The 9,407-nt window shown below is 37.2% G+C and carries 7 protein-coding genes; 4 read left to right on the plus strand and 3 right to left on the minus strand.

The genetic code is table 11. From position 1 onward, the window contains the following. Nucleotides 1–32: 32 nt before the first annotated feature. The 3 genes from HMPREF9071_RS00325 to HMPREF9071_RS00335 all read right to left on the minus strand — a co-directional run bounded on the left by HMPREF9071_RS00325 (nt 33) and on the right by HMPREF9071_RS00335 (nt 2,364). Nucleotides 33–980 (minus strand): DUF4300 family protein, encoded by a 948-nt coding sequence (locus HMPREF9071_RS00325; protein WP_009744529.1) that lies wholly within the window; start codon nt 978–980, stop codon nt 33–35. A 38-nt stretch (nt 981–1,018) separates the two neighbouring features. Continuing rightward, on the minus strand, nt 1,019–1,705 hold the full coding sequence (locus HMPREF9071_RS00330) for a hypothetical protein (protein WP_009744530.1): 687 nt from the start codon (nt 1,703–1,705) through the stop codon (nt 1,019–1,021). 122 nt (nt 1,706–1,827) lie between these two features. Then, nucleotides 1,828–2,364 (minus strand): GNAT family N-acetyltransferase, encoded by a 537-nt coding sequence (locus tag HMPREF9071_RS00335; protein ID WP_009744531.1) that lies wholly within the window; start codon nt 2,362–2,364, stop codon nt 1,828–1,830. 320 nt (nt 2,365–2,684) lie between these two features. Here HMPREF9071_RS00335 and HMPREF9071_RS00340 point away from each other — a divergent pair, with 320 nt between their 5' ends. From HMPREF9071_RS00340 to HMPREF9071_RS00355, 4 genes are all read left to right on the plus strand, one after another. Beyond that, nucleotides 2,685–5,432: a TonB-dependent receptor gene (locus HMPREF9071_RS00340; protein WP_009744532.1), complete on the plus strand. Its 2,748-nt coding sequence runs from the start codon at nt 2,685–2,687 to the stop codon at nt 5,430–5,432. A 15-nt stretch (nt 5,433–5,447) separates the two neighbouring features. Next, on the plus strand, nt 5,448–6,278 hold the full coding sequence (locus HMPREF9071_RS00345) for a DUF5689 domain-containing protein (RefSeq protein ID WP_009744533.1): 831 nt from the start codon (nt 5,448–5,450) through the stop codon (nt 6,276–6,278). 11 nt (nt 6,279–6,289) lie between these two features. Further along, complete coding sequence (locus tag HMPREF9071_RS00350) at nt 6,290–7,864, plus strand: hypothetical protein (RefSeq protein ID WP_009744534.1); 1,575 nt, start codon at nt 6,290–6,292, stop codon at nt 7,862–7,864. A 188-nt stretch (nt 7,865–8,052) separates the two neighbouring features. Next, nucleotides 8,053–9,407 (plus strand): hypothetical protein (locus HMPREF9071_RS00355; protein WP_009744535.1); only part of this gene is annotated, 1,355 nt, incomplete at its 3' end.

The following is a 9,407-nucleotide window of genomic DNA, read 5'->3' on the forward strand; positions in this document are numbered from 1 at the left end:
ATCCGAAAAATCTTTGGACAGCCTCTTTTCTTCTATCTACCTATTCCCTTATACGGATTAGGACGATAGCCATCCATTAACGTATCGTTCTCCATGATAAAGGGAATAGCATTGGGCTGCTCCCATTCCACATCATAGCGGTTCATCAGGTAATCGCTTAGTTCAGTACGATTGGCAAAGATAATCACCTGATAGGGCTCTTGGAAGGCGAGTTTTTCTACAAAAAGGAGTTTGCTCTCAAAAGGCACCAATACCCCCACATGACCAACAAAGAGCATATTCTCCTCTGGGGTGATTTGAGAGTGAAATACCACTGAGATAAGTGATGCCTTGGTAGGGTCGCCCTTATAGTGGAAAGAGATACCACGCTCTTTCCAAGCACGTTGCATGGCTTGCAAATGAGCATTGATATCCTTGGTATTGGCAGTAGGCACTTCGGTAAAGAGGGCAAAGAAATCATTTTCCTCTTTTGTGGTAAAAAGCTTCTTAGGAGCATTACGTAAAGACTCTCGGTCTATAAAGAGTACTTCGTCCCCTCCTTTATTAGCAAATTTTTTATCGGGAAAGGCGATCAAATCACGCAAGAGCGTAAAGGAAGTCAAGCGGCAGTTATACCCCTGAAAAGTAGGGTATTTGGTCGTCCAGTCGGTTTGTATAGCTACCTCGTCATACTTAGGAAGTAAGCTATCAATAGTAACAAAACCTTTGGATACTAAACCTGCTTTATCACCTATTGTTTGGTTGAAAAGATTTACTTGTTCCAAAAAAGAAGTTATATTTTGCTCAGCTATCCCTGCTGCTGTAAGGGCTTTTTGTACCTCGTCTTGAGTAGCAGTATCTACCAAATTAGAGTAGGTCAGCGTTGATGTGGCTTTTTCCTCAGCCACTTGTGAGGTATTTATCGCTGCTGTAGTAGGAGTTTTCTTTTCTTGGCAGGCTATTGCGACTAAAGAAAATAGAGTCAATACAATTTTTTTCATTTTTTATGTTTTTCTCCTTTTTATATTGTTCTATATTTTTAAACAAACACCAATCCCATTTGCTGTAAATAATAGTTCTTTCCTACTTGCTCCTTTGCCTTGTCAGAAATCCAGAAATCAGGTTTGAGTAACTGCTCTCTTTTGACCATCTTTGCTTTATGACTAATTTTCTTAATCCGATTTACTATATCGTTAAAAATCACACATATAGGATATTTTTCTGTATCGTAATTACCTCTTAGGTTATTATTTTTATCCGCAAGACTAATGGTTTTAGGATAAGTAAGCCTCAACCCAAACGTACTTTCAGGTTCGAAATAGATGGTAGAGAGCAATTTTTTTTCCTTTATGTAGAGAAGATGAAATGGGTCAATATTCATAAAAGGTTCTTTTGAGCGCACCAACTTATACTTATCGGACACCTTGCCATTGAGTATTACCTCAGGGAAAATAAGTTTCTGAGTTTGGTCAATCATACTTTGACGCATCTTATTTTCAAAAGGGCACAGGATTTTGTGATTATACTTTTCCTCACGAAGCAGTATTTTTTCATAATATTGCTGATAAGCAGTAAAAATTTCCTGCTTTTCTGTGCTGATATAATCCATATCAACTCGCATATTGTTAGTTACAAACTCATAATCTTCTCTACTGAATATAGCTTCAAACTCTTCAGGAATGATTACAAAATTAAATTTTTTATGCCAAGTATTTACAGAGTACATAATGTGAGTGGTTAATGGTTAATGTTCAATGATTAATGACTCTCATAATAAGATTGTTCTATACCTAAAAAGGCGATAGGCATTTTGCAGACTTTTAGCGTCAATCTCTTGAGTATTCATCTTCATTTTTCTTTATTTAATGTATACACCAAAATCGTATGTCGTTCCCCTATAAGCGGAAACAAGAAATCTTCAAGGAGATGATGATAGCGAAAACCACATTTTTCAAGTACCCGCTGTGAGGCAATATTTTCCTTGTATACGCTTGCCCACAGCTGGGTAAGGTGTAAGTTATCAAAGGCATATTGTATGATGCATAGTGAGACTTCTGTCATATAACCCCTGCCCCAAAAGTCTTCTCCCAGCCAATAGCCTATTTCAGCTTCATTTTCGCCCACAGGAAGGTTGCTTTCTCCTTGCAAATTCAATCCAATACTTCCTATAGGAGTATTGTTAGGCAAACAAATAGCGAAAGAATGAGACTTGCGAAGTACAATTTCAATAATCTCTCGGCTCTCTGTTACACTTTTATGAGGCTGCCAACCGCACATCTTGCCTATAATAGGGTTGTGTGCTTGTGTATATAGTGCTTCGGCATCGGAAACTTCCCAAGGACGGAGTAAAAGGTGAGGGGTTCTAAGTATTACTATTGTACTCATTATACAGAATTATTATAGTTAACAATACAGTAATATACAGATCTTCCTTATACATAATTTAAGAGAGATTCTTAAGATTGCTGTTTTTATTTTGCAAATATACATTATTTTTTTAATTATAATTTATATATCCATCTCCTTCAAAAGAATTTTCTAGAAAGATATATCAAGGCTCCCTATTGATAAAAATCTCTCTTATAAGAAGAAACTTTTTCCTTTCATTTTTTAACATTTGAAAAGTATTTTTTTAGAAAAAAAAGAGTAAATTTGCAGAAGGAAATTTTATATACTTTAAACAAAACTCATTTTAAAAAAGCACAATGAAATCTTTGATTTTTTCTTTTTTTCTCCTTTTAGGAAGTGCGACTGTTCTTGCACAGAACATTACACTTAAGGGAGAAGTCAGTGATGGAAAAGCTCCATTATCTGAGGCTACTGTTTCCATAGAAGGACAGGAGCAGAGCACACAAACGAACTCAAAAGGAGTTTTTGAGTTATCCCTTCCACAGGGAAATTACATCCTGCGTATCCATGCTAATGGATATCAACTTCAGAAAGTACGAGTGGACTTACAGGCACCCACCTCATTGCCTGCTGTTGTTCTACAAAGAGAGAATGTCTCCACTGAAGAACAAGTGGGTACCACTATTAGTATAGCTGATGAAGAACTGGATGATGAAGAAGGCAGTCCAGAAATGATTTCTGGATTCCTACAATCCTCTCAGGACTTATATTTTCGTCGTTCTTCCTTTGATTTCAGTCCTGTATTCTACCGACCTCGCGGTTACCAAAGTAGCACCGCAACGGTACTTGTCAACGGAGTAAATATGAACAAAGTAGAGACTGGTCGCCCTCAATGGAGCAACTGGGGAGGGTTGAATGATGCTACTCGTAGTCAAGTAATTGTTACTGGGGTAGGTGCCTCAGAGAATGACTTTGGGGGAGTCTTTGGTAGTAATTCTATTACTATTGCCCCTTCTGAGCTTCGTAATGGACTCCGTATTTCAGGGACTACTACCAACCGAAACTACTTTGGACGTGCGATGGTTACTTATAATTCAGGGATTACTCCTAGCAATTGGGGATATATGGTATCTGCATCCTATCGTGGAGGAAATGGGAAAACATGGCTCATCCCTTCCATAGAAGGGATGGTATATCAGTCCTATGGAGTTTCTGCTGCAGTGGAATACAAGGCAAGTCCTTACTTCTCCACTAATCTTATGGGAATTTACTCCTATAACAATCGTGGAAAATCAGCTCCTCTTACCCAAGAGACTATTTCCTTAGGAGGGAGAAACTACAATCCTAATTGGGGTATGCAAGGAGACTATGTTCGTAATTCCAAAATGAAACGCATTGCAGAACCTCTTTTTGTTCTTTCTAATACTTACCATAAAGGAGACACCAAAATTACCGCCCACTTAGGTTATCAGTTTGGACAAGTAGGAGATACTCGTATTCAATACGTAAAATCACAAAACCCTGACCCTTCCTATTACACTAATATGCCTACCTATTATTATAATATGTATGATGCATCCACAGGCGAAGGAGATCCTTTTGCATGGGATAAAGCAGCAAGGCAAATAGACTATTTCAAAGCCAATAAACAACTTAATTGGGATAAGCTCTATCAGATAAATACAAATACAGGAGGAGAAAGCATGTTCTCCCTTAATGAAGATATTATTGATACCAAAACTCTTACTGCTAATGTAATAGGAACTACTAAAATAGCCTCAAATATTACTTTTAACGGAGGTGTTTCTTATCAACACATTGGGACAGAGAACTTTCAACAGATCAATGACCTACTAGGAGGACAATATTTCCTTAATAAGAGTTATTATTCAGGTGAGAATTATGACACTACTGAAAACCTACGACTTGGAGAAGGGGACAAATATCAATATCACTATAAAGCTACTGTACAAAGAGCTAATGTATTTGGACAGTTACGCTTTAAGTACGGAAAGGCGGACTTCTATGTGGCAGGTCGTGTGAATCGTACCAATTATGAGCGAGAAGGACTCTTTGCTAATAACTCTGTATATGTGGACTCTAAAGGTAAGAGTGGTGTAAAATATTTTAATACTTTCAGTTCTAAAGCAGGACTTACCTATAGTATCACTGGTCGTCATATTTTACAATTTAACACTGGTTACTTTGAAGAAGCACAACCTTTGAATAATGTTTTTGTGAATATCCGTAATTCCAACTCTATTATTCCTTTCCGATTAAAACCAGAAACCCAAATTACTGCCGATGGGAGCTATATTATACGCATGCCTTATATAAAGGCTCGCCTTACAGGATATGTAACTAAGTTCGAAAATGCTACTGAAAAAAGCTATTTCTTTACTCAGTCTCGTCTTGGTGATGAGTCCGCAGGGTTCCTCACTCAAACGATGGCAGATATTGAAAAACTCCACTTTGGAGGAGAATTAGGAGCAGAAGTGCAAATCACTGCCTCATGGAAAGCTACAGGAGTCGTTTCTATCAATCAATATACTTACACAAATAATCCCATTCTTTTCCAATCCTCCGACAAGAGACTTGTAGGAGATCCTTTAGTAGCATACTTGAAAGATTACCATGCTGGACAAGCACCTGAGCAAGTATACTCCTTAGGATTAGAATACCAGAGCCCTCACTACTGGTGGATAGGAGTTACTGCCAACTTGTTCAACAATAATTATATTGGTATTGCTCCAAGTCTTCGTACAGAGAATATCTATCTTGATCCTAATACAGGTAGTCGCTATACTAATGTTGATGAGAATGCTGTTCGAGGATTGTTACGACAAGAAAAATTGCCTACTCTATTTCTTATGAATGCTTCCGCAGGAAAATCATGGAGAATAAAGGGACACTTCCTTAATGCCTTTATCAGTGTAAACAATTTACTCAATACTCAATACAAAACCAATGGTTTTGAACAGGCTCGTAAGGGAGATTATCAAGCAATGCTTAAGGATCGCAAAAGCGGTTATCCTACTTTTGGTAACAAGTATTTCATTGGTTATGGTACTACCTACTATCTGAATCTAACCTTAAGTCTTTAATTAAAAAATAACAGCATGAAAAAAATAATATTTCTTATAGGGCTCAGCCTCCTTACTTCTTGTAGTAAGGTTTCCAATTATGACAAGCCTAATACAGGAGACCTTGCCAAAGAACAAGATGCCAAAGCCAAAGCCTTCACAGGCACCTTAATTACTTATGCACAGCTAAGAGCAAAAGTCAGCACTTCTTTTACTCAATATAATGATAATGAAGCTTTTGAAGGATATGTAATTTCCAGTGACGAAGCAGGAAATTTTTATAAAAAGGTCTATGTACAAGCTCCTGACAAATCAGGAACAATAGCTGTAGCCATTGATAAAAAAGGGCTTTATGGCGAATATCCTATAGGTACTAAGGTACAAGTTCGCCTCCAGGGAACTACCGTATGGTTCAGCAGTCGCTATTCCTTACTTGAAGTAGGCTATGGACATGGAAAAACTGCTGGAGGAAACACTAAGATAAGTAATCTCCCTTCAGCTATGTATGAAGATATCATCATACCTACCACTGAAAAGGCTCCTATGTCACAACTTGCTACAAGCTTTGATAATCTAAGTTTTGACAAGTCTACGCAAGAGAATAAACTACTTATTCTAAACAATGTTTCTTTCCAATCCGCTGATGTAGGAAAACCTTTTCACAATCCTCGTGATCAGTATAATACTACCTATACTCTTACAGATGGTGCAAGTGGTACTCTTCCTTTTTTAACCAGTAGTTATGCTTCTTACATCAAAGACCTTGTCCCTGCAGGGAAATTACGTATTACAGGTGTACTGACCAAGTACGGAAACAATTATCAATTTTATATTAATGCTATTAATGACATACAAACAACAAATTAAAAACTATTCTTATGAAAAAGTTATTATTATTTAGTCTTGCACTTGGCTTACTTATAGGCTCTTGTGCAAAAGATCCAGAGAGTATTCCTCCTATAACTCCTCAGCCTCAACCCCAACCTTCAAATACTATTGAGGCAGCCAATGCAACTGCAAGTGATTATGTATCAGGGAAGAAAGCTACTGTACACGGTAATATTAGTGTGGATGGAACAAAGTCCTACTTTGTATTCAAAGATGGGACAAAAATCCTACTCTATTCACCAAAAAGTGTATTCGATGCGCTCTCTGCAGATACCAAAACAAAACTCAAAACAAATGGACATGAACTCACTGCAACAGGTACTTTCAAAGATTTTACTCCTAAGAATTCCACCACTGTAGTTAAGCAACTTGTTTATGAAAGTGAAAATGATCTAAAATTCGGACAAGGTACCACCCCTCAACCTCAACCTTCAGACACCATCGAGGCTGCCAATGCAACTGCAAGTGATTATGTTGTAGGGAAGAAAGCTACTGTGCACGGAAACATTAGTGTGGATGGAACAAAGTCCTACTTTGTATTCAAAGATGGAACAAAAATCCTGCTTTATTCACCAAAAAGTGTATTCGATGCGCTCTCTGCAGATACCAAAACAAAACTCAAAACAAACGGTCAGGAACTCACTGCAACAGGTACTTTCAAAGATTTTACTCCTAAGAATTCCACCACTGTAGTTAAGCAACTTGTTTATGAAAGTGAAAATGATCTAAAATTCGGACAAGGTACCACCCCTCAACCTCAACCTTCAGACACCATCGAGGCTGCCAATGCAACTGCAAGTGATTATGTTATAGGGAAGAAAGCTACTGTGCACGGAAACATTAGTGTGGATGGAACAAAGTCCTACTTTGTATTCAAAGATGGAACAAAAATCCTACTCTATTCACCAAAAAGTGTATTCGATGCACTCTCTGCAGATACCAAAACAAAACTCAAAACAAACGGTCAGGAACTCACTGCAACAGGTACTTTCAAGGATTTTACTCCTAAGAATTCTACCACTGTAATTAAGCAACTTGTTTATGAAAGTGAAGATGCTTTAAAATTCGGACAAGGTACCACCCCTCAACCTAATCCTAATCCCAATCCTAATCCTTCACCATCAGGGATATTTGATTTTGAATGGATCACTAATATCTCCAAGAGTTATGGAAACGCTGTTGAAAAAGAAAGTTCTGATGGGGTAAAATTGGAAGCTCAAGGTCGTACAGAAACAAAAGAAGATATAGATTATGCTATTGATGGTAAGGGATTGGTACTTAATGGGTATAAAAAAGGCTACATTAAAATAACTTTCCCTAATGGAGTAAAGAATTTCTCTTTTGATTACAAGCCTTTCTACACCAATACAAAGAGTAGGGAATTCATTATCTACGAGGGAGATGAGAACAGTACAACAGAACTTGATAAGAAAAAATTTGCTTACGATACGCCTAAAGCTACTTACTCTAAAGAGTTTAACAAAACTGGTAGTTATACAATTACTATAAAACTTTCTAACCCTAGTAAACAAGTTATTTTTGATAATATCAAATGGACAAACTAATTTCTTAGTATCATAATCTAAAGGTCTACTTTCTTAGGGAGTAGACCTTTTCTAATTTATATTTTCCAATAAAAATATTTTGAAAATAACGAAAATATTGTTAATTTTGTAGCACTGAACAGGTATCAAAATCTCCTATCAGAAAACAAAAAACTATTCTATCAACCAAGAATTTAAATACTATATTTATGAAAAGATTACTTTTACTCAGTTTTATGTTGATAGGCCTATTATGGGTCTCTTGCGAAAAAGAAGAACAAGATGGAGTTCCTCCTGTAAAAAAAGGACAAATTCCAAAAATTCAAGAACTCCCTACATTAGAGGCTTCTACTGCCAAGGAGGCTGATTTTGTAGAAGGGAAAAAACTCATTGTACACGGGAATATCACACTGCAAAACAACATTCCTTACTTCAAATTCTCTGATGGTACTCTTATAAAGATTTTCTCATATAACACTCAGAGCTTCCCTCAAGAGATAATCACTAAGCTCAACACAGAAGGACAAGAAGTAAGTGTAACAGGAACCTTTACCAATTATAAGCTAAAGAATGGACAAACTATTAAGGAAATTGTTTACGAAGGCAAGGAAGACCTCAATTTCGGGAAATCTCCTGAGACAGAAGAAATTCTTACCTTAGAAGCCTCTACATCCAAAGTAGCTGACTATACCGCTCATCTCGGTAAAAAGGTGAAACTACATGGAAATATAGCTGAAATACAAGGAAACAAATCCTTCTTCAAACTCTCTGACAATACACTCATACAAATATTCACGCCTAAGTTCAAAGAACTCCCTGCTGAAATAAGTGATAAACTTAAAACAGTCGGTCAAGAGGTGACCGTAACAGGGGTATTTACTGACTACAAAAAAGACGAATCCTCCCCTGTAGTACGACAAATTATCTACCAAAATGCTACAGAGGACTTACTTTTCGGAAATATAACCCCTCCTACCCCAGAAGAAGTTCCTACCTTAGAAGTTTCTACAGCTAAAATAACCGATTATACTGCTCATCTCGGTAAAAAGGTGAAACTACATGGAAATATAGCTGAAATACAAGGAAACAAATCCTTCTTCAAACTCTCTGATAATACACTCATACAAATATTCACGCCTAAGTTCAAAGAACTTCCCTCTGAAATAAGTGATAAACTTAAAACAGTCGGTCAAGAGGTGACCGTAACAGGGATATTTACTGACTACAAAAAAGACGAATCCTCCCCTGTAGTACGACAAATTATCTACCAAAATGCTACAGAGGACTTACTTTTCGGAAATATAACCCCTCCTATTCCAGAAGAAATTCCTACCTTAGAAGCCTCTACATCCAAAGTGGCGGACTATACTGCTCATCTCGGTAAAAAGGTAAAGCTACATGGGATTATCACTATAAAGAATAATCTCCCTTATTTCAAGTTCAAGGATGGTACTGAAATTCAGGTAATCCCGCAGAATTATGATGCCCTTTCCAATGAAACAAAGGACAAACTCGCCACAGAAGGTTATGAACTTACTGCCACTGGTACATTTAGAACACAAGG

Source organism: Capnocytophaga sp. oral taxon 338 str. F0234 (assembly GCF_000192225.1).
In the GTDB taxonomy this organism is placed as follows: domain Bacteria; phylum Bacteroidota; class Bacteroidia; order Flavobacteriales; family Flavobacteriaceae; genus Capnocytophaga.